Raw genomic sequence first — 19,815 nt, 5'->3', positions numbered from 1 at the left:
CAATACGAGGAAAGAAATGATTTCTGCTTTTATTTGCAATTATATTTGATAATTTTCAAATTCTATTTCATGATTTGTTAAAAAAATGATACAATACATTGGAAAAACGTAAACGTAGATTACGGATACGAGAAAGAGGAGGATTTTATGGCGATCAGCGAAGAACAAGTCAAACACGTTGCCAAACTAGCAAAACTTTCATTCTCAGACGATGAATTACATGAGTTTACCTCTCAGCTAGGAAAAATTATTGATATGGTTGAAACACTTGAAGAAGTGGACACCACAGGAGTACCATTCACATCGAATGTCGCAGAAACGATCAATGTGATGCGTGAAGATGTAACGACCGGTGGCTGGGACCGTGATGAATTAATGAAAAATGTTCCAGAATCTGAAGAAGGCTTTATTAAAGTGCCTGCAATCATTGACAATGGGGAGGCGGGTGCCTAATGACTGAACTATATAATAAAAGCTTAGAAGAATTGCATAGCTTATTAGTATTAAAAGAAATCACTGCGACAGATCTAACGAGCGAAACCTTTGCTCGCATTAAAGAAACAGAGCCAAAAGTCGATGCGTTTCTTGCATTGAACGAAGAAAAAGCCCATGCGTTAGCGCAAGCTATCGATCAAAAAGGTATCACTGAAAGCAATGTGTTGGCAGGGATTCCCATTGGGATCAAAGATAACATTGTTACCAAAGATCTACGCACAACAGCTGCTTCTAAAATTTTAGGCAACTTTGACCCAATCTACGATGCAACCGTCATGGACAAAGTTTACCAAGCAGACATGATTCCAGTAGGTAAGTTAAACATGGATGAATTTGCGATGGGGGCGAGTACGGAAACGTCGTTCTTTAAGAAAACAAAAAACGCTTGGGACGAGACAAAAGTACCTGGTGGTTCATCAGGTGGCTCGGCGGCTGCCGTTGCAGCGGGACAAATCCCCTTATCATTAGGTAGCGATACGGGTGGTTCGATTCGCCAACCAGCAGCTTTCAATGGAATCGTCGGGTTGAAGCCAACATACGGACGGGTTTCTCGTTTTGGTTTGATCGCGTTTGCATCTTCGTTAGATCAAATTGGTCCAATGACCCGTGGTGTGAAAGACAATGCCATCGCATTAAATGCCATCAGTGGGTTTGATGCAAAAGATAGTACGTCAGCCGGGGCAGCTGTTCCTGATTTTACAGCAGGTCTGACTGGTGATATCAAAGGCATGAAAGTTGCTTTGCCAAAAGAATACTTAGGCGAAGGAATTCAAGCGGGCGTCCGAGAAGCGATCTTAAAAGCTGCAGACACTTTCCGTGCGTTAGGAGCGACCGTGGAAGAAGTCAGCTTGCCACATTCAAAGTATGGGGTAGCTGTTTACTATATCATCGCTTCTTCAGAAGCAAGTTCTAATTTGCAACGTTTTGACGGCATCCGTTACGGTTTCCGTTCAGAAAATGTCAGCAATTTAGAAGATGTCTATGTTAATTCGCGCAGTGAAGGATTCGGGGAAGAAGTAAAACGTCGGATCATGTTAGGTACGTTTTCACTAAGTGCTGGCTACTACGATGCCTACTTCAAAAAAGCCGGTCAAGTACGAACGTTGATCAAACAAGATTTCGATAAGGTCTTCAGCCAATACGACTTGATCATTGGCCCAGCTTCCCCAACGGTAGCATTTGGTATTGGAGAAAATATCAATGATCCGATCACTATGTACTTGAATGATATTTTAACCATTCCTGTGAACTTAGCAGGACTGCCAGGGATGTCGATTCCAGCAGGTTTTTCTGAAGGACTGCCTGTCGGCTTGCAGATCATTGGGAAACATTTTGATGAAGCAACCATGTATAAAGCGGCTTATGCCTTTGAACAAGCAACTGATTTCCACACGAAAAAACCAGTGATTTTAGGAGGGGATAAGGCATGAACTTCGAAACAGTCATTGGGCTTGAAGTCCACGTAGAATTAAAAACAGAATCAAAGATTTTTTCTCCAGCACCTGCTCACTTTGGCGCTGAACCAAATAGCAACACGAATGTGATCGACTGGGGCTATCCAGGTGTTTTACCAGTAATGAACAAAGCGGCTATCGAATTTGGGATGAAAGCTGCGCTTGCGTTGAATTGTGAAATCTCAAAAGAAACACATTTCGACCGCAAAAACTATTTCTATCCTGATAATCCAAAAGCCTATCAAATTTCACAATTCGATCAACCGATAGGTCATGATGGGTGGATTGAAATCGAAGTGGAAGGTAAAAAGAAAAAAATCCGCATTGAGCGAGTTCATTTGGAAGAAGATGCCGGGAAAAACATGCACGGCAAAGGCGGTTATTCTTATGTTGATCTAAATCGTCAAGGAACCCCTTTGATCGAGATCGTTTCCGAAGCAGATATGCGTTCACCAGAAGAAGCATATGCGTATCTAGAAGCATTGCGCTCAATCATCTTGTTTACAGAAGTATCTGATGTGAAGATGGAAGAAGGTTCCATGCGTTGCGACGCCAATATTTCGTTGCGACCTTACGGCCAAGAACAATTCGGAACAAAAACAGAATTGAAAAACTTAAACTCTATGTCCTTCGTGAAAAAAGGTTTAGCATTTGAAGAAAAACGCCAAGCCAAAGTATTGCTTTCTGGAGGCGAGATCCAACAAGAAACTCGTCGTTTTGATGAAGCAACCAGCAAAACTTTATTGATGCGTGTCAAAGAAGGTTCTTCTGATTATCGTTACTTCCCAGAACCAGATATCCCACGATTTGTGATCGATGATGAATGGATCGAACGGGTACGTCAAAGCTTGCCAGAAATGCCGCAAAAACGTCGTGCCCGTTACATCTCTGAATTGGGCTTACCAGAATACGATGCAATGGTCTTGACTTTATCAAAAGAAATGTCCGATTTCTTTGAAAAAACCATTGATGCCGGTGCTGATCCCAAACAAGCTTCTAACTGGTTGATGGGGGAAGTTTCAGCGTATCTGAACAGTGAAAAATTGGAACTGCCAGAAACAAAATTAACCCCAGACAATTTAGCGGGAATGATTCGTTTGATCGCCGATGGCACCATCAGTTCGAAGATTGCGAAAAAAGTCTTCAAAGAATTGATCACAAACGGCGGCGACGCTGAAGAAGTCGTAAAAGCCAAAGGATTGATCCAATTATCAGATCCTGCGCAATTACTACCAATGATCAATGAAGTATTAGATAACAACCAACAATCCGTCGATGACTTCAAAAACGGAAAAGACCGCGCAGTTGGTTTCTTAGTTGGTCAAATCATGAAAGCAACCAAAGGACAAGCGAATCCAGGCGTTGTGAACAAGCTGTTGCAAGAAGAACTAGCAAAGCGATAAGAGGCAAGCGATGAAAAGAGCAAGAGTAATCTATAACCCGACATCTGGGAAAGAATTGATTCGAAAAAATTTAGCAGATATTTTAGATGTTTTGGAAAGAGGCGGTTATGAGGCGAGTGCGTTTGCCACGACCGCTGCACCATTTTCCGCCCGTGATGAAGCAAGAAGAGCTGGCGAAGCTGGTTTTGATTTGGTGGTAGCTGCCGGTGGTGATGGCACGATCAATGAAGTCGTCAATGGGATCGCTCCTTTAGAAAAGCGACCAAAAATGGCGATCATTCCTGGAGGAACCACCAATGACTACGCACGTGCACTAAAGATTCCTCGGACCGATATCAAAGCAGCTGCGGAAGTGATTTTGAAGCAGCAAACGGTGAAGATGGATGTTGGAAAAACACCTAACACGTATTTTATCAACATCGCTGCTGGCGGACACTTAACAGAACTGACCTATGATGTTCCTTCTGAGTTGAAAAGTGTTTTTGGCTACTTAGCTTATCTAGCAAAAGGAGCGGAATTACTCCCTCGTGTCAAACCGATCAAAATGCATCTAAAGTATGAAGACGGAGAATACATTGGCGGAGCGTCGATGTTCTTTTTAGGGCTGACGAATTCAGTGGGAGGCTTTGAACAGATCGCGCCTGATGCAAAGCTTGACGATGGGAAATTTTCGTTGATCATTGTCAAAACGGCCAATATTTTTGAGATTGTCCACTTAGTTGCTTTAATGATGAATGGTGGCAAGCACATCAACGATCGTCGTCTGATTTATACGAAAACATCTTTTCTTGAAGTAGACGCGCCAGAGCAGGTCAATCGATTAATGATCAACCTTGATGGTGAATACGGCGGAGATGCTCCTATGCGCTTTGAAAATCTACACAATCATATTGAGTTTTTTGCGAATGTCGATCAAATTCCTGATGATGCGGTCGTTGGTGAGCAGAACTATCAAGAGATGAGCGAAGGTTTTATTAAAGAAGTCGAACGTCTTTCCGATGAGGACATCAATGGCGATGGCAAGATCGGCGACGAAACAAGGTAAACGATTTTTCTTTTCATGCAAAGTGAAAGAACAGGGACTTTTGGACCTGTTCTTTTTTTAAAAAATAAATTGTGGAAAAAGTAACAGGAATATTTTTAAGAAAAGTTGATAGAACAGCTTTTCTTAAATTTTAGTAAAGGACGTTTTTTGCGTTATGTTCCACAGCGGACGTTTGTTTCACGGATGTTAGCGTGATTCATGAAGATAAAACGAATGAAAAATTGGAAAAACGAACGATCTTCGCTAAAAAACGAACTTTTTGAAAATATACTCGTTAAAGTTCGTCATTTACGTATTTCTATGCAATCTAATGATGCAAAAGCCAGAGAGAATATGCTATAATGGTGAAACGAAGAAATGGGGGGACCGGAATGGAGCACATCGATTCTACAAAAGCGCTAGATCTGCTTAGAGATGACGCAGAACGAATCAAAAAGCTGATCCGAAACCAAGAAAATAGTTTATGTATCGCACAATGCAAAGCATTTGAAGAAGTGGTTGATACCCAAATGTATGGTCTATCACGGCAAGTGGCATTTGCGATCCGCTTGGGGATCGTCGATAATCAAACAGGACAACAATTGATGGCGGATCTCGAAAAAGATCTGAACCAATTGTACAGCGAGGTCTATGAAGACCAGCGGACACCTGAAATTGGCAAGGAGGCATAAACTTGCCAGAAAAAGTAAAGAAAAGACATTTATTAGATTATAGTATTTTACTGCCTTATATAGTGATGTGTGTTACGGGTTTGATGATGGTCTACAGCTCCACATCCTATGTTGCGATGACCGCCACACAACCGACCACAGCTGCTTCTTACGTCATCAATCAAGCAATATTCTGGTTGTTGAGTCTAGTAGCAATCACTGTCATGTATAAAATGAAAACGGATGTTTTTCGGAACAAAAAATTTGTCCAGATCGCCATGATCGTCATTTTGTTTTTATTGATCGCTGCCTTCTTTTTCCCAAGAAGAAACGGGGCACATGGTTGGTTAACGATTGCGGGCTTTTCCATTCAACCAGCTGAGTACTTGAAATTTATTGTCATCTGGTTTTTATCTGTGACTCTTTCCTATCGTCAAAAAGGTATCCAACAAGAGTTTTGGAAAACGGTTTGGCGTCCAATCGGAATCGTCTTCGTCTACACCGGGATCATGGCCTTTTATCCCGACTTCGGGAATGCTGTGATCGTCATGCTACTGGCTTTTGTCGTTTTATTATCTAGTGGTCTGAATTACCTGTATACCCTGATATTAGGTGTGGCAGGAATCGTAGGCAGTACATTGATCGTCTTCTTGGTAAATTTAACTGGTGGAAAGCTTTTACCTGATTATGTCTATAGTCGCTTCTCATCATTTTTAAACCCATTTGCGGATGAATACAATACAGGTCATCAAATGGTTAATGGGTATTACGCAATGTTCAACGGTGGGCTTTTCGGACGCGGACTTGGAAATAGTATCCAAAAACGTGGCTTCTTAAACGAAGCGCACACCGATTATATATTTTCGATCGTTATGGAAGAATTAGGCTTGATCCCATCGATCATTATCTTAGGTGTTTTGTTCTATATGGTGGGACGGATCTTTCTTGTCGGTATCCGTTCAAGAGATCCCTTTAATTCCATGATGTGTATCGGCATAGGGACATTATTTATGTCTCAGATTTTCATCAACTTAGGGGGGATCACTGGTTTGATCCCATTGACGGGAATCACTTTTCCGTTTTTAAGTCAGGGTGGGTCAAGTTTGCTGATGCTGTCGATTTGTATTGGTTTTGTATTAAATATCAGTGCCGAAGAAAAGAGGAAACAATATTATTTGAATTATTGATCAATTGAATGGAGTGGATTAGATGAAGAAAATTCTTGTTGCCAATCGTGGAGAAATCGCGATCCGTGTCTTCCGCGCATGTGCGGAGTTAGGAATCAAAACAGTCGGTATTTATGCTGCAGAGGATGAATACTCTGTCCATCGCTTTAAAGCAGACGAAGCGTATTTAGTGGGGAAAGGCAAACGACCGATCGATGCGTATTTAGACATTGAAGATATTATTCGCACAGCGAAAAAAGCCGGGGCCGAAGGGATTCATCCAGGGTACGGCTTTTTATCAGAAAACCTGGGCTTTGCTCAGCGCTGTGAAGAAGAAGGTTTGATTTTCATCGGACCATCCACTCACCACTTAGATATTTTTGGCGACAAGATCAAAGCAAAAGCAGCGGCAATCGAGGCGGGGATTCAATCCATTCCCGGATCTGACGGTCCAGTGGCATCGATTGACGACGTTTTAGCATTCGCTGACGAACATGACTATCCTATCATGATCAAAGCAGCTCTTGGCGGCGGTGGTCGAGGTATGCGTGTCGCTCATGACGAAAAAGAAGCACGTGATGGCTACGAACGTGCCAAAAGTGAAGCGAAAGCGGCATTTGGTAGTGACGAAGTTTACGTTGAAAAATATATTAGTAATCCAAAACATATTGAAGTGCAAATTCTAGGGGATACGCACGGAAATGTCGTCCATCTATTTGAACGTGACTGCTCCGTTCAGCGCCGTCATCAAAAAGTAGTCGAAGTGGCACCTTGTGTGTCAATGACGACTGAACAACGGGAAAAAATTTGTCAAGCTGCCGTTCAATTAATGAAGCATGTTGGCTATATCAATGCCGGAACAGTGGAATTTTTAGTTGAAGGCGATAAATTTTACTTTATCGAAGTGAACCCTCGGGTCCAAGTGGAACATACAATCACTGAAATGATCACCAATTTAGATATCGTGACGACACAAATACTAATTGCACAAGGCAAGGATCTGCATAAAGAAATCGGGATTCCTGAACAAAAAGATATTCGCTTTGAGGGTGTTGCGATCCAATGTCGCGTGACGACAGAAGACCCAGCGAATAATTTTATGCCGGATACTGGTAAGATCGATACCTACCGCTCTCCGGGTGGGTTTGGGGTTCGTTTAGATGTTGGAAATGCTTACGCCGGTGCGGTAGTAACCCCGTATTTCGACTCACTGCTTGTAAAAGTCTGTACACATGCGGCAACCTTTGATCAAGCGATTCAGAAAATGATGCGCTGTTTGAAAGAATTTCGTGTACGTGGGGTAAAAACAAACATTCTCTTCATGCGAAATGTCGTTTCTCATCCAGCCTTTCGTTCGGGTGAAGCCAAAACCACCTTTATCGACAATACGCCGGAACTATTCAATTTCCCTCGGATTCGTGATCGTGGAAACAAAACCATGAAGTATATCGGGGAAATTACCATCAATGGATTTCCGGGGATCGAAAAACAAAAGAAACCATTTTATAATGAGCCACGGATGCCACAACACATCCAAGCAACGCCTGATTTTGTCAGCGCCAAAAATATTTTAGATACGAAAGGTGCCGAGGGTGTCGTTGAATGGATCGGTCAACAAAACAATGTCTTACTGACGGATACAACCTTCCGAGATGCCCATCAAAGTTTGTTGGCAACTCGTGTAAGAACCCATGACTTTAAGAAAATTGCCGCGATGACGGAAGCTGGTCTGCCACAATTGTTCTCAAGTGAAATGTGGGGTGGAGCAACGTTCGACGTTGCCTACCGTTTCTTAACAGAAGATCCATGGGAAAGATTGCGGATGTTCCGGAAAAAAATGCCGAATACTTTGTTGCAAATGTTGTTTAGAGGCTCCAATGCTGTGGGATATTCCAATTATCCAGACAATGTATTGGAAGAATTCATCAAAGAATCTGCAGCGCAAGGAATTGATGTGTTCCGAATCTTTGATAGTTTAAACTGGGTTCCACAAATGGAGAAAAGTATTCAAGCCGTTCGCGATACAGGAAAAATTGCAGAAGCAACGATTTGTTATACCGGGGATATCAATGATCCGACCCGTCAAAAATATTCAGTACAATACTACAAAGATATGGCGAAAGAATTGCAAAACCTTGGTGCCCATATCATTGCTATCAAGGATATGGCTGGATTATTAAAACCGCAAGCGGCTTATCGTTTGATCAGTGAGCTAAAGGATACGATCGATGTGCCGATTCATCTGCATACCCATGATACGAGTGGAAATGGGATCATTACTTACTCAGCAGCTACTAAAGCCGGTGTTGACATCGTGGATGTCGCTATGTCAGCGGTCAGTGGCGCAACGAGTCAACCAAGTATGAGTAGTTTGTATTATGCACTATTGAACGGCGAACGCTGCCCAGAAATCAATGTAGACAATATCCAACAGTTGAACCACTACTGGGAAGATGTCCGCATGTACTACCATTCCTTTGAAAATGGCTTGAACGCACCTCAAACGGAAGTGTACAAGCATGAAATGCCGGGGGGACAATATACCAATCTCCAGCAGCAAGCCAAAGCCGTTGGTTTAGGCGAAAAATGGGATGAAATCAAAGAAATGTATCATGAAGTCAATATGATGTTTGGAGACATCGTGAAAGTGACGCCTTCTTCGAAAGTCGTTGGGGACATGGCACTCTTTATGGTTCAAAATGGCTTGTCTGAGAAAGATGTTTTTGAAAAAGGCGATACATTAAGCTTCCCTGAGTCAGTAATCACATTCTTCCAAGGTGAGTTAGGTCAGCCAGTTGGTGGATTCCCGAAAGAATTACAGCGCATTATCTTGAAAGGACGCCCAGCCTTTACCGAACGTCCTGGAACATTCGCGAAGCCAGTTGATTTTGCTGATGTGAAGCAAGAACTAGCGGAGAAAATCGGCTATGAACCAAAACATGAAGAAGTCTTGAGCTACTTGATGTATCCGCAAGTCTTCCTTGATTATCGAAAAGCTTATGAACAGTTTGCAGATGTGAAAGTTCTTGATACTCCAACTTTCTTTAACGGCATGCGCTTAGGTGAAACGATCAATGTTGAATTAGAAAAAGGCAAAATCTTGATCATTCGTCTAGATGAGATCGGTGAGCCAGATATTGAAGGCAACCGAACACTCTTCTTTAACTTGAACGGACAACGCCGAGAAATCGTCGTTAAGGACAACTCAATCATCAGCTCTGTTCAAACGAAACGTAAAGCAGAGCCAACGAACAAAGAACAGATCGGTGCTTCGATGAGTGGCTCAGTTTTAGAAGTATTAGTCAAAAAAGGCGACCGGGTGGCACGTGGACAAACCTTGATGGTCACGGAAGCGATGAAAATGGAAACTTCGGTTGAAGCCCGCTTCTCAGGCGTAGTTGAACATGTGTATGTAACCGATGGGGAACCAATTCAGTCAGGAGATCTTTTGATTGAAGTCAAAGAGAAGTAAGGAGTCGATCCACAGATGAAGCGAAGAGGATTATTGTTTTGCGGCTTATTTGTCCTAGCCCTAATAATCGTGTATTTGCAGCCAGTTTTCATGCAAAACGCTTCAGATTCAAGAGTGACGATCGAAAACCCAATCAAAGCACCAACAAACATGAATTACGAACCAATCGCAGCTCAAGGATTAGCTGAATTGATCGGGGAACCTGTTTCGGATTTCGAAGAAGTCTATGGTCTTCCAGTTCAAACATATCGATCAGGTTACGAGTTTGAAATTCGGGTCTACAATCAATTAGACGATCAACAGTATGTTGAGATCAATACCGATGGTGAAAGTGTGCAAGCAATCAAAGTAATCGGCGCCGGGGGCTCTTCCCTGGCACCTTTTACGATGGGCATGACCTTGACTGACTTGACGGAGTTGACCATGATCTATCCTAACTTTACCTTGACACAAAATGATCGTGCGATCAGTTTCGAATTGATGGAAGAAGATATGAACTACCGTCCATTAGTGGCTTTTGACAACGGGACATTTGCTGTTTTGTTCTTTGATCAGGAGACTGCCCAACTGCAAGCCGTCACTTACTTAGATCAGACCACATTACTTAAACTGGCACCTTATCCCTTGACGGAAGGGCAGCGACCGCTGTTTCAAGTTTCGCAAACAATTGACCAAGCCCAAGCCAACCTTGAAAAAGAGACCCTGGCGTTTGTTATCATCGATAAAATTCGCCAGCAAATCGGCTTAGACAGCTTCTCACAGGATACCCAAACACATCAAGAAGCAGCTGGACTTTTATTTAATTTGACGAATAACCTATCAGACTATTTGACTTCTCAACGAATCCATTCTTATCAACGAGCACTTTCTTCGGAAAAGACAAGTAATTTTGTCTTATCGAATGACGAATGGCGAGAGTTGTTAGCGGAAAAGGAATTGGAAGCATCTGCTTCAATCTTCGAAGCGCCTGTTTATGATCCAACTTTTACGATTTTATCTTGGTTCAGTAATCCAAGATTTACTGAGCGCCTGACCCATGAACAATCAGAAAAGATAGGAATTGCTTTTTCTGAAGCAAATATGGTAGTCTTAGTGCAAGAAGATGTGGAAGGGACCGAGGATAGTACGTCAGATGATTTACGATGAAGCCTTTTTTGAGATTGAAGATCAAATTGAAGCACTTGTGAAGGCAATCAAAGCAAGTGAAACGTGTAAAACCTATCAAAAAGCGAAACAGGTCATGCATCAAGACCCTGATGTTCAGACATTGATGCGATCGTTTTTAGAAAAAAAACTAGATTTTGAAAGAATTGAAGCTTACGGTGAGTATGCGCCTGATTTCAAAGAAAAAAAACGGGCGTTGCGCACAGCCAAGCGGCAGTTGGATCTTAATGAACAAGTAAGTGAGTATCGCTGGAGTGAAACACAACTGCAGCGTTTGCTGGATGAACTGACTGTGGCGATCTCTACTTGTTTTTCTCCCTCTGTCAAAGTGGACGCTGGGAGTCCCTTTTTTCAATCAAAATCAAGTTGTGGAGGAAATTGTCATGCACGAGGATAAAGAGCCTTTTACGATGCAAAAGCGTCGAGGATTGATCGTATGGGTTTACAGCCTACGTCAACTAAAGAATTTGCGCCGTTTTGGTTTTGTTCATTATGTGTCACGCAAGATGAAATACGTGGTCATGTATTTGAACGAAGAAGAATACGAAAGCAAAAAAACAAAAATCGAGCAGTTTCACTTTGTTCGACAAGTTGAAGCTTCCTATCGACCAGATGTCGAAATGGATTTTGCTGAAAAAATTGGTACGTCAGCAGCCTATCCAGTGAAAGATGAAGGGTTTGATATCGAAGAAAAAAATACGATGATTCGATTGGCAGAAAACGTGTAATAAAAAAGTGGGGGTGCCTTGAGTCACCGCCATTTTTTTATTGCTATTTATAGAAACAGTGCTATATTTGTATTTACGAAGATCTTGGAGGGAAAAAAGCATGCGTGTAGTAGCCGGAGAATATGGTGGCCGCAGATTAAAAAGTCTCGCTGGAGACAACACTCGCCCCACGACAGACAAAGTAAAAGGGGCGATTTTTAACATGTTAGGGCAATATTTAGATGGAGGTGTTGTACTGGATTTATTCAGCGGAAGCGGGGGCTTAGCTATCGAAGCGGTCTCTCGGGGAGCTGATCATGCGGTTTGTGTCGACCGTAGTTTTCCAGCAACCAAAGTGATCCGCGAAAATATTGCTATAACCAAAGAACCCGAAAAGTTCACGGTGCTAAAAATGGATGCGAATCAAGCTTTACGGCAGTTTGCAGCTGAGGGACAAAGTTTTGACTATCTCTTTTTAGATCCACCTTACGCAAAGCAAGAGATTGTGCAACAAGTGGAATCAATGTTGATAGACGGATTGATCCGCCCCTTTGCTTACGTAGTTTGCGAAACAGACAAGTCCATCGTCTTACCAGAACAAATCGGCTCGTTGCATTTGGTCCGTGCCCAAACCTATGGCATATCGGCAGTGACGATCTATAGAAATGAGGGATAACGTGAAAAAGATTGCTTTATTTCCAGGGAGTTTTGACCCATTGACATCCGGTCATGTTGATCTGATCGAGCGAGGAGCCACGCTTTTCGATGAATTGATCGTCGGCGTTTTTACAAACACCAATAAAAAAAGTTTTTTTACGAGTGAAGAAAAAGTTCATTTGATCGAAGAAGCCCTCGCCCATATTCCTAACGTCAAAATTCTGGCACAAGAAACAGAGCTAACAGTCACGATTGCGAAAAAATTAGGTGCCCAGTTTCTGCTTAGAGGCATTCGCAGTGTGAAAGACTATGAATATGAGCGGGACATTATGGAAATGAACCATCACCTAGAACCCTCATTAGAGACCGTCTTTCTTTTAGCAGACGCAAAACATAGTTTCATCAGTTCCAGTTTGTTGAAAGAGATCTTAACCTTTAACGGCGATGTTGCCGAATATTTACCTCAAAATATCTACGATGCTATAGTAAAGAAGCGTGATACCAATGAATCTTAAATCAACGATCAAATATGTTCTCTTGTTTGTTTTAGCGCTGATCATCGCCGCTTGTGCCTTTTTGCCGATTCCCTATTATATCGAGCAACCAGGAGCAACGATCGATTTAAAAGAGCTGATTACCGTCAATCAAAAAGAAGACACATCAGCCGGCTCCTTTTCTTTGACCAGTGTTGGAATTCGACAAGCTACCGTGTTCACAGCGATTGGAACGAAATTCAATGAATTCCAAGACTTGATCAGTGAGGAAGAACTTTTAGGCGGTGCGACAGATGAGGAGTACAACCGCATTCAACGCTACTATATGGAATCCTCGCAAAATAGTGCGATTGAGCAAGCATTAAAGCTAGCAGACTTACCTTATGAAATGACCTATAAAGGGGTCTATGTCATGGGGATCGATCCAAATTCCAGCTTTGCTGGGAAAATATCCGTTGGAGATACCGTCACCGCAGTCAATGGTAAAGAATTTAAAAGCAGTCAAGATTTTATCGACTACGTCCAAAGTCAAACCATTGGTGATGAAATCACCGTGACTTACTTGCAAGATGGCGAAGAAAAAGAAGCAACGGGCAAACTAATTGAACTGGAGAGCAATCAAAAAGCCGGTATCGGCATCTCCCTCGTCGATCATACAGAGATCACTTCTGATGAAGAGATCGTGATCGATTCTGGCAATATCGGAGGACCTTCCGCTGGTTTGATGTTCACCCTTGAAATCTATGAACAGTTGACCGGAGATAACCTACGTAAAGGCCACAACATAGCTGGGACAGGAACGATCTCAGCTGACGGAACCGTTGGTCGAATCGGTGGGATCGATAAAAAAGTAGCGAGTGCCAGTGAAAGTGGTGCAGAAATCTTCTTTGCCCCAGATGATGAAATCACTGACGAAGAGCGTGAAATAGATCCTTCCATCAAAACAAATTATGAAGAGGCAGTGGCAGCAGCGAAGAAGTTAGACACGGATATGAAAATCGTTCCGATCGCCAATGTCCAAGATGCCTTGGATTATCTAGCAACACTAAAAGAAGCAAATTAAAACGGCGCTCGCCGTTTTTTTTATTGTCTAAAGAATACAGTAGGCTCAAAGAAAAGGTTATGCTATACTTTTAGATAAGGAGTGTGAATCTAGTGGAATTAAAAAGACAACAACCGATCGTTGAAGCATATCATTTCGATATGAAACCGAAAGACAAAGAAATGGAAACCAAATTGAATGTCGGCTTTGCGCCGTTAAAAGTCAAAGATGAAGAATATATGGAAAAAAACAGTATTATTGGCGCCCGGCTAGAATTTCAATTAGTGTTCCCTGATTATGTTTTGTCAGGACGTGTCGGACAGGTCAATCATATTTTGAATCGTAAAGTCAATTCTGGAGAAGATCTAACAAAAGCTGAAACTGATCGTTTGGTTGAGCCATTGTTTGATATCGTCAAACGCCTGACGTATGAGGTGACAGAAATCGTGACCGACAAACCAGGACTCCAACTGAACTTCAATACCAACTCGAACCCCACACAAGAATCGACCGAAGAAGAAAAATAAGTTGAAATAGGAGGGTTTTCCATTGTTTTCCAACCAAATGCAAGTGATGCTCTACGTTGATGATGTGACGAAAGCTGTCGAATTTTGGCAAGAATTAGGCTTTGTGATCGTTGAACAGCAAACGATCGATGGAACATCCGTTGTCGAAATCGCTCCTTCAAAAGAGGCAGAGGTTCATTTTGTCTTATATGACCGTGAGTTCATCGAAACGCACTCACCTGAAGTCGCATTAAATTCCCCATCGATCATGTTTTTTGCTGAGGATATTACAGCTCTCTATAAAAAACTTTTAGAGATGGAAGCAGAAGTCGGCGAATTGATTCAGATGGAAGAACAGCTGGTTTTCAATTTTGCCGATCCGGATGGCAATTATTTTGCTGTTTCAGGAAAATAGGTTTTACCGATCGTAATCAATCATTCGTCTTTATGAACCCGACTCTATGCTGTCGAACCGTTCAAGACGAATGATTGTTTTTTGATTTTAATGCAAGACATTTTGCAGCCAAAGGGCTAAAATTGATAATAAGAGACTCAATTGCCTTTAAGGAGGGAATGACTATGCAAAACTATCTTTATGCAATCAGTGATATTCATGGAATGGCCGATCTTTTTAAAAGTCTTCTTGCGGAATATGATCCGAAAATCCATCAGTTGCTTTTGATTGGTGATCTAAATGACCGAGGACCAAAGTCCAAAGAGTGTTTAATGCTCGGAAAGAAATTAGTTGAAGAACATCAAGCGATTTATTTACGTGGCAATCACGAAGAGTATTTTCTGCAATTTCTAAATGCCCCAGAGGATTGGTTCGCCGCCTACGTACGCAATGGCGGCAAAGAAACGATTGAAAGTCTTTTACATTCAGGAGCTACTGAAGAGTATTCGCCAACGGAAATTGCCTTGATGATCCGAAGTAGATATGGAGACTTAATAGGGTTTTTGATGGAGCGGCCGCTTTATTACGAATGGGGGAAGTATCTTTTTGTCCATGCGGGCGTGGATTTAAGTAAAAAAGATTGGCGGAAGACCGCCGACCACGATTTTATCTGGATTCGCGAGCCATTTCATAAAGGAAAAAACCGTACAGGAAAAACGATCGTTTTTGGTCATACCATCACGCCAATGCTGCATGGAGATATGCAGACGACGGATCTTTGGCAACAAGACGACAAAATCGGCATCGATGGCGGGGCAGTATTTGGTGGATCGGTGCATGGCGTGATTTTTGATGACAAAGGGGTCCTTCAGGATATCGAATATCAAAATTTAGCAGGACCTTGGCAACCAGACTTTTAAAAGTCTTTTCTAAAAAGAGAAAAGCAGCCATTACAAGAGCCCCGAAGCAATGTTCCTTTCGTGCCTTCTTGTTTCCTCAATGGCTGACTTTTTTATGTTAAAATAGCAAAAGCAACAAAGGAAAGGTGAGAACGAATGGCAGAAATGAATCAAGAGGTACTTGATTTAGTGAAACAAGAACTAACCGCTTTTACCCAAAAACAAATCAGTACGGTGTTACAATTATTGCAAGAAGGAAATACCGTTCCGTTTATTGCCCGCTACCGTAAAGAAATGACGAATGGACTTGACGAAGTTCAGATTCGAGAAATCGAAGAGCGGTATCAGTACTTAGAAAACCTAGAGAAACGCAAGCAAGAAGTTTTGCGCTTGATAGAAGAACAAGAAAAGCTAACGCCTGAACTATCACAGGCGATTTTAGCTGCGACAAAAATGCAGGCCGTCGAAGACCTGTATCGTCCTTACAAACAAAAACGACGCACCAAAGCGACGATCGCCAAAGAAAATGGCTTGGAACCATTTGCTCAGTGGCTGTTAAGCTTCTCAAAAACAGGTGATGTACAAGAAAAAGCGGCCGAATTTATGAGTGATGCTGTTCCTACTGTAGAAGATGTCTTGGCTGGCGCCCATGAGATCATTGCAGAAGGCGTTGGTGATACTGCTGAATTTCGAAGTTGGATTCGGAGCTATTATTCTAACAAAGGACTGTATAAGAGCACGGTCAAAAATGCTGAAAAAGATGAAAAAGGCGTTTATGAAATGTATTACGATTTCCAACATCCTATCAATAAGATGGTTTCCCACCGGGTTTTAGCCACCAATCGTGGAGAAAAAGAAGACATTTTGAAGGTAACGCTTGTGGCAGATGAAGAAAAAATCATGGAGTACCTACGTCGGAAATTGATCACAAATAGTGATTCACCCGCAGCCAGTTTTGTCCAAACTGCTGCTGCTGACGCCTTGAAACGTTTTATCTTACCAGCGATCGAACGAGAGATCCGCAATGAGTTGACAGAAAAAGCCGACGAACAAGCAATTGCGATTTTTGGAGAAAATCTTCGCAATCTGCTGCTGCAGCCGCCATTGAAGGGGAAAGTCGTTTTAGGGTTTGATCCAGCGTATCGAACGGGCTGTAAATTGGCCGTCGTTGATGAGACAGGAAAAGTATTAGCGATCGAAGTGATCTATCCCCATAAACCGGCGCCGATGAATAAACGAGAAGCGGCTGGACCAGCGTTTCGTCGCTTATTGCAAACCTATAAAGTTGAAATGGTCGCAATCGGTAATGGGACGGCGAGTCGAGAGTCAGAGCAATTCGTCGCTGAACAATTAAAATTGATCGATCAAGAGGTATATTATGTGATCGTGAATGAGGCAGGCGCTTCTGTTTATTCGGCCAGTCCGATCGCCCGGCATGAATTCCCTGATCTGCAAGTGGAAGAACGAAGTGCCATCAGTATTGGTCGCCGTCTCCAAGATCCCTTGGCAGAATTAGTTAAAATCGATCCACAATCGGTGGGCGTCGGGCAATACCAACATGACGTTTCGCAAAAGCGCTTAGCCGAACAATTGGATTTTGTCGTGGAAACGGTCGTCAACCAAGTAGGCGTTGATGTCAATACCGCAAGTGCGGCACTTTTACAGCACGTGGCGGGCTTAAATAAAACGACTGCCCAAAATATCGTGACCTATCGAGAAGAAAACGGGGTATTTACGCAGCGCAATCAACTGAAAAAAGTCCCTCGCTTAGGGCCAAAGGCCTATGAACAGGCGATCGGTTTTATGCGGATTCCTGGCGGAAAAGTCATTTTGGACAATACCGGGATTCATCCAGAAAGTTATGACACTGCCAAAGAAATTTTGGCGCTCGCGGATATTTCTCTAGCGGAGCTTGGGAAAGAACAATCGGAAGAAAATAAAGTGAAGTTGGCGCAAATGCGTCCAGCAGAACTTTCTGCTAAATTGTCTGTCGGGAAAGAAACCATCACAGATATCTTAAAAGCGTTAATGCAGCCAGGACGTGATATGCGGGATGAAATGCCAGCCCCATTATTGCGCAAAGATGTGTTGAGTATGGAGGATCTAAAACCGGGAATGGAATTGAAAGGAACTGTTCGAAATGTGATCGACTTTGGTGCTTTCGTCGATATCGGTGTCAAACAAGATGGACTGGTTCATTTGTCGAAGCTGAGCCGTTCGTTTGTAAAACATCCGAAAGACGTTGTTTCCGTTGGTGACGTCGTAACCGTTTGGATCGAGCAAGTAGATGTCAAAAAAGGCCGTATCAGTTTAACCATGATCGATCCAGGAAATGCTAAATGACCCAACAAGAATTGCAGCGTTTGGTGGAAGAGCTTTCGCTGTCTGTTTTCAATAAACCATTTACGCATCGAGCGGTATTTAATTCTCGCTTAAAAACAACCGGTGGCCGTTACCATCTAAGTGATCACCACTTGGATTTCAATCCAGTGATGCTCACAGAACACGGGATGGAGGTTTTTATCGGCATTATCAAGCATGAATTATGTCACTATCATTTGCATTTAGCAGGTCTTGGTCATCGTCACCAAGATCCTGCTTTTAAAGCATTGCTGGCAAAAACGGGAGGCCTGCGGTATGCACCTCCTGCCAAAAGGACAGCGAAACATCGCTATCGATGTCAAAATTGCGGCTGCGAGATTCGGCGGCAGCGGCGTGTGGATATCAAAAAATATGTTTGTGGAAAATGTCGTGGACGTTTGCTAGAAATAGGAAATGATGAGAAAAGTCAAGTCGAAAAATAAAACTCGTTGCTATTTTTTTCATTTTGTATGATAATGTAGGTCGTGTGACAACCTGATATTTGTCAATACACGCGTTTTTTTACGACGCGGATTTGAGAAAAGAGGATTATAATAATGGAAAATCAAAACAAAATACATCATTTTGTTGGAATCAAAGGTTCCGGTATGAGTTCATTGGCTTTGATTCTGCACGAAAAAGGCTACCAAGTACAAGGCTCTGATGTGGAAGAATATTTCTTCACTCAACGTGATCTAGAAAAAGCAGCAATCAAATTGTTGCCTTTCGATAAAGCAAACATTCAACCAGAAATGGTCATTATCCAAGGGAATGCTTTCCCTGACACCCACGAAGAAATCATACGGGCCAAAGAACTTGGTTTAGAAGTCACTCGTTATCATGACTTTATTGGCCAATTCATTCAGCCCTATACGAGTATTGCTGTGACTGGTTCTCACGGAAAAACCAGTACGACAGGATTGCTTTCTCATGTTTTAAGCGGCATCCGGCCAACAAGTTTCTTGATTGGCGATGGTACCGGTCATGGAGAGCCCGATGCGGAATTCTTCTCGTTTGAAGCTTGTGAATACCGCCGTCATTTCTTAGCTTATTCACCGGACTATGCAATTATGACCAACATCGATTTTGATCATCCGGACTATTTCCACTCGATTGACGATGTCTTCTCAGCCTTTCAATCGATGGCAAGTCAAGTAAAAAAAGGCATTTTTGCTTTTGGTGATGACGAGTACCTGCGTAAACTTGAAGCAGATGTCCCGATCTACTATTACGGCGTCAACGATAACGACGATGTTCAAGCAAAAAACATTGAACGCACCACCCAAGGTTCAGAGTTCGACGTCTTTATCCATGGTGAAAATATTGGCCATTTTGTCTTGCCAGCGTTTGGTCAACACAACATCAACAACGCACTCAGTGTGATCGCTGTGGCTTACAAAGAAGGATTGGACATGAAAGAAGTTGCCGCTGAGATGCTCTCATTCCCTGGAGTGAAACGTCGCTTCAGCGAAAAAATCGTAGCGGATATGACGATCGTAGACGACTACGCCCATCATCCTGCAGAAATCAAAGCAACGATTGATGGCGCTCGTCAAAAATATCCGGATAAAGAGATTATTGCTGTCTTCCAACCTCATACCTTTACCCGTACGATCGCTTTAATGGATGAATTTGCGGAAGCGTTAGATCTTGCAGACCATGTGTATCTATGTGACATTTTTGGATCTGCCCGTGAATCTCGAGGGGATGTTAAGATTGAAGATCTGGGCAATAAAATTCAAAGAGGCGGAACTGTGATCAAAGAAGAGAACGTTTCTCCGCTACTAGATCATCAAAATGCTGTCGTGATTTTCATGGGAGCAGGAGATGTGCAAAAATTTGAAACAGCCTATGAAAAACTACTAAGCAATACAACTCGTAACGTATTGTAATCAAAGACTCTTGT

Annotated in this window: 19 protein-coding genes; all 19 read left to right on the top strand. The window is 42.5% G+C overall.

Annotated features, from left to right (window positions below):
* Positions 1 to 147 precede the first annotated feature (147 nt).
* The 19 genes from gatC to murC all read left to right on the top strand — a co-directional run bounded on the left by gatC (position 148) and on the right by murC (position 19,801).
* Positions 148 to 453: an Asp-tRNA(Asn)/Glu-tRNA(Gln) amidotransferase subunit GatC gene (gene gatC, locus IGK63_RS08455; RefSeq protein ID WP_005225977.1), complete on the top strand. Its 306-nt coding sequence runs from the start codon at positions 148 to 150 to the stop codon at positions 451 to 453.
* On the top strand, positions 453 to 1,925 hold the full coding sequence (gene gatA / locus IGK63_RS08450; RefSeq protein ID WP_016611859.1) for an Asp-tRNA(Asn)/Glu-tRNA(Gln) amidotransferase subunit GatA: 1,473 nt from the start codon (positions 453 to 455) through the stop codon (positions 1,923 to 1,925). The genes gatC and gatA overlap by 1 nt, the downstream gene beginning before the upstream one ends.
* Positions 1,922 to 3,352, top strand: a complete 1,431-nt coding sequence (gene gatB / locus IGK63_RS08445) for an Asp-tRNA(Asn)/Glu-tRNA(Gln) amidotransferase subunit GatB (protein ID WP_005225979.1) — start codon at positions 1,922 to 1,924, stop codon at positions 3,350 to 3,352. Before gatA ends, gatB begins: the two co-directional genes overlap by 4 nt.
* A gap of 10 nt (positions 3,353 to 3,362) precedes the next feature.
* The gene (locus IGK63_RS08440) at positions 3,363 to 4,397 is read left to right on the top strand and encodes a diacylglycerol kinase (protein WP_005235735.1); all 1,035 of its coding nucleotides are present in this window, start codon (positions 3,363 to 3,365) and stop codon (positions 4,395 to 4,397) included.
* A 371-nt stretch (positions 4,398 to 4,768) separates the two neighbouring features.
* A complete protein-coding gene (locus IGK63_RS08435; RefSeq protein ID WP_008380108.1) occupies positions 4,769 to 5,068 on the top strand; it encodes a YlaN family protein in 300 nt (99 codons plus the stop codon).
* A gap of 2 nt (positions 5,069 to 5,070) precedes the next feature.
* Complete coding sequence (locus IGK63_RS08430; protein ID WP_005235746.1) at positions 5,071 to 6,234, top strand: FtsW/RodA/SpoVE family cell cycle protein; 1,164 nt, start codon at positions 5,071 to 5,073, stop codon at positions 6,232 to 6,234.
* Between the two features lie 22 nt (positions 6,235 to 6,256).
* A complete protein-coding gene (locus IGK63_RS08425) occupies positions 6,257 to 9,685 on the top strand; it encodes a pyruvate carboxylase (protein WP_005235747.1) in 3,429 nt (1,142 codons plus the stop codon).
* A 15-nt stretch (positions 9,686 to 9,700) separates the two neighbouring features.
* Positions 9,701 to 10,831, top strand: a complete 1,131-nt coding sequence (locus tag IGK63_RS08420; RefSeq protein ID WP_005235750.1) for a CAP-associated domain-containing protein — start codon at positions 9,701 to 9,703, stop codon at positions 10,829 to 10,831.
* Positions 10,818 to 11,246 carry a YlbF family regulator gene (locus IGK63_RS08415; RefSeq protein ID WP_005235752.1) on the top strand — a complete coding sequence of 143 codons (429 nt, stop codon included), beginning with the start codon at positions 10,818 to 10,820 and terminating at the stop codon, positions 11,244 to 11,246. The genes IGK63_RS08420 and IGK63_RS08415 overlap by 14 nt, the downstream gene beginning before the upstream one ends.
* On the top strand, positions 11,233 to 11,577 hold the full coding sequence (locus IGK63_RS08410) for a YlbG family protein (protein ID WP_005235753.1): 345 nt from the start codon (positions 11,233 to 11,235) through the stop codon (positions 11,575 to 11,577). Before IGK63_RS08415 ends, IGK63_RS08410 begins: the two co-directional genes overlap by 14 nt.
* A gap of 100 nt (positions 11,578 to 11,677) precedes the next feature.
* Positions 11,678 to 12,232 carry a 16S rRNA (guanine(966)-N(2))-methyltransferase RsmD gene (rsmD, locus tag IGK63_RS08405; protein WP_005235756.1) on the top strand — a complete coding sequence of 185 codons (555 nt, stop codon included), beginning with the start codon at positions 11,678 to 11,680 and terminating at the stop codon, positions 12,230 to 12,232.
* A 1-nt stretch (position 12,233) separates the two neighbouring features.
* The gene (gene coaD, locus IGK63_RS08400) at positions 12,234 to 12,728 is read left to right on the top strand and encodes a pantetheine-phosphate adenylyltransferase (RefSeq protein WP_005231326.1); all 495 of its coding nucleotides are present in this window, start codon (positions 12,234 to 12,236) and stop codon (positions 12,726 to 12,728) included.
* Positions 12,718 to 13,770: a SepM family pheromone-processing serine protease gene (locus IGK63_RS08395; protein WP_005235759.1), complete on the top strand. Its 1,053-nt coding sequence runs from the start codon at positions 12,718 to 12,720 to the stop codon at positions 13,768 to 13,770. The genes coaD and IGK63_RS08395 overlap by 11 nt, the downstream gene beginning before the upstream one ends.
* A gap of 92 nt (positions 13,771 to 13,862) precedes the next feature.
* Complete coding sequence (locus IGK63_RS08390) at positions 13,863 to 14,276, top strand: DUF1149 family protein (protein WP_008380094.1); 414 nt, start codon at positions 13,863 to 13,865, stop codon at positions 14,274 to 14,276.
* Between the two features lie 22 nt (positions 14,277 to 14,298).
* Positions 14,299 to 14,670: a VOC family protein gene (locus tag IGK63_RS08385; RefSeq protein ID WP_034872671.1), complete on the top strand. Its 372-nt coding sequence runs from the start codon at positions 14,299 to 14,301 to the stop codon at positions 14,668 to 14,670.
* A gap of 164 nt (positions 14,671 to 14,834) precedes the next feature.
* The gene (locus tag IGK63_RS08380) at positions 14,835 to 15,569 is read left to right on the top strand and encodes a metallophosphoesterase family protein (RefSeq protein ID WP_034872669.1); all 735 of its coding nucleotides are present in this window, start codon (positions 14,835 to 14,837) and stop codon (positions 15,567 to 15,569) included.
* A gap of 135 nt (positions 15,570 to 15,704) precedes the next feature.
* On the top strand, positions 15,705 to 17,891 hold the full coding sequence (locus IGK63_RS08375) for a Tex family protein (RefSeq protein ID WP_016611851.1): 2,187 nt from the start codon (positions 15,705 to 15,707) through the stop codon (positions 17,889 to 17,891).
* Positions 17,888 to 18,352, top strand: a complete 465-nt coding sequence (locus tag IGK63_RS08370) for a SprT family protein (protein WP_008380085.1) — start codon at positions 17,888 to 17,890, stop codon at positions 18,350 to 18,352. Before IGK63_RS08375 ends, IGK63_RS08370 begins: the two co-directional genes overlap by 4 nt.
* A 114-nt stretch (positions 18,353 to 18,466) precedes the next feature.
* Positions 18,467 to 19,801 (top strand): UDP-N-acetylmuramate--L-alanine ligase, encoded by a 1,335-nt coding sequence (murC, locus tag IGK63_RS08365; RefSeq protein WP_005235767.1) that lies wholly within the window; start codon positions 18,467 to 18,469, stop codon positions 19,799 to 19,801.
* The last annotated feature ends 14 nt before the right edge of the window (positions 19,802 to 19,815 follow it).

This window comes from Enterococcus sp. AZ040 (genome assembly GCF_050499185.1).
Lineage (GTDB): Bacteria > Bacillota > Bacilli > Lactobacillales > Enterococcaceae > Enterococcus_D > Enterococcus_D entomosocium.
This window is presented reverse-complemented; position numbering and strand designations above follow the sequence as displayed.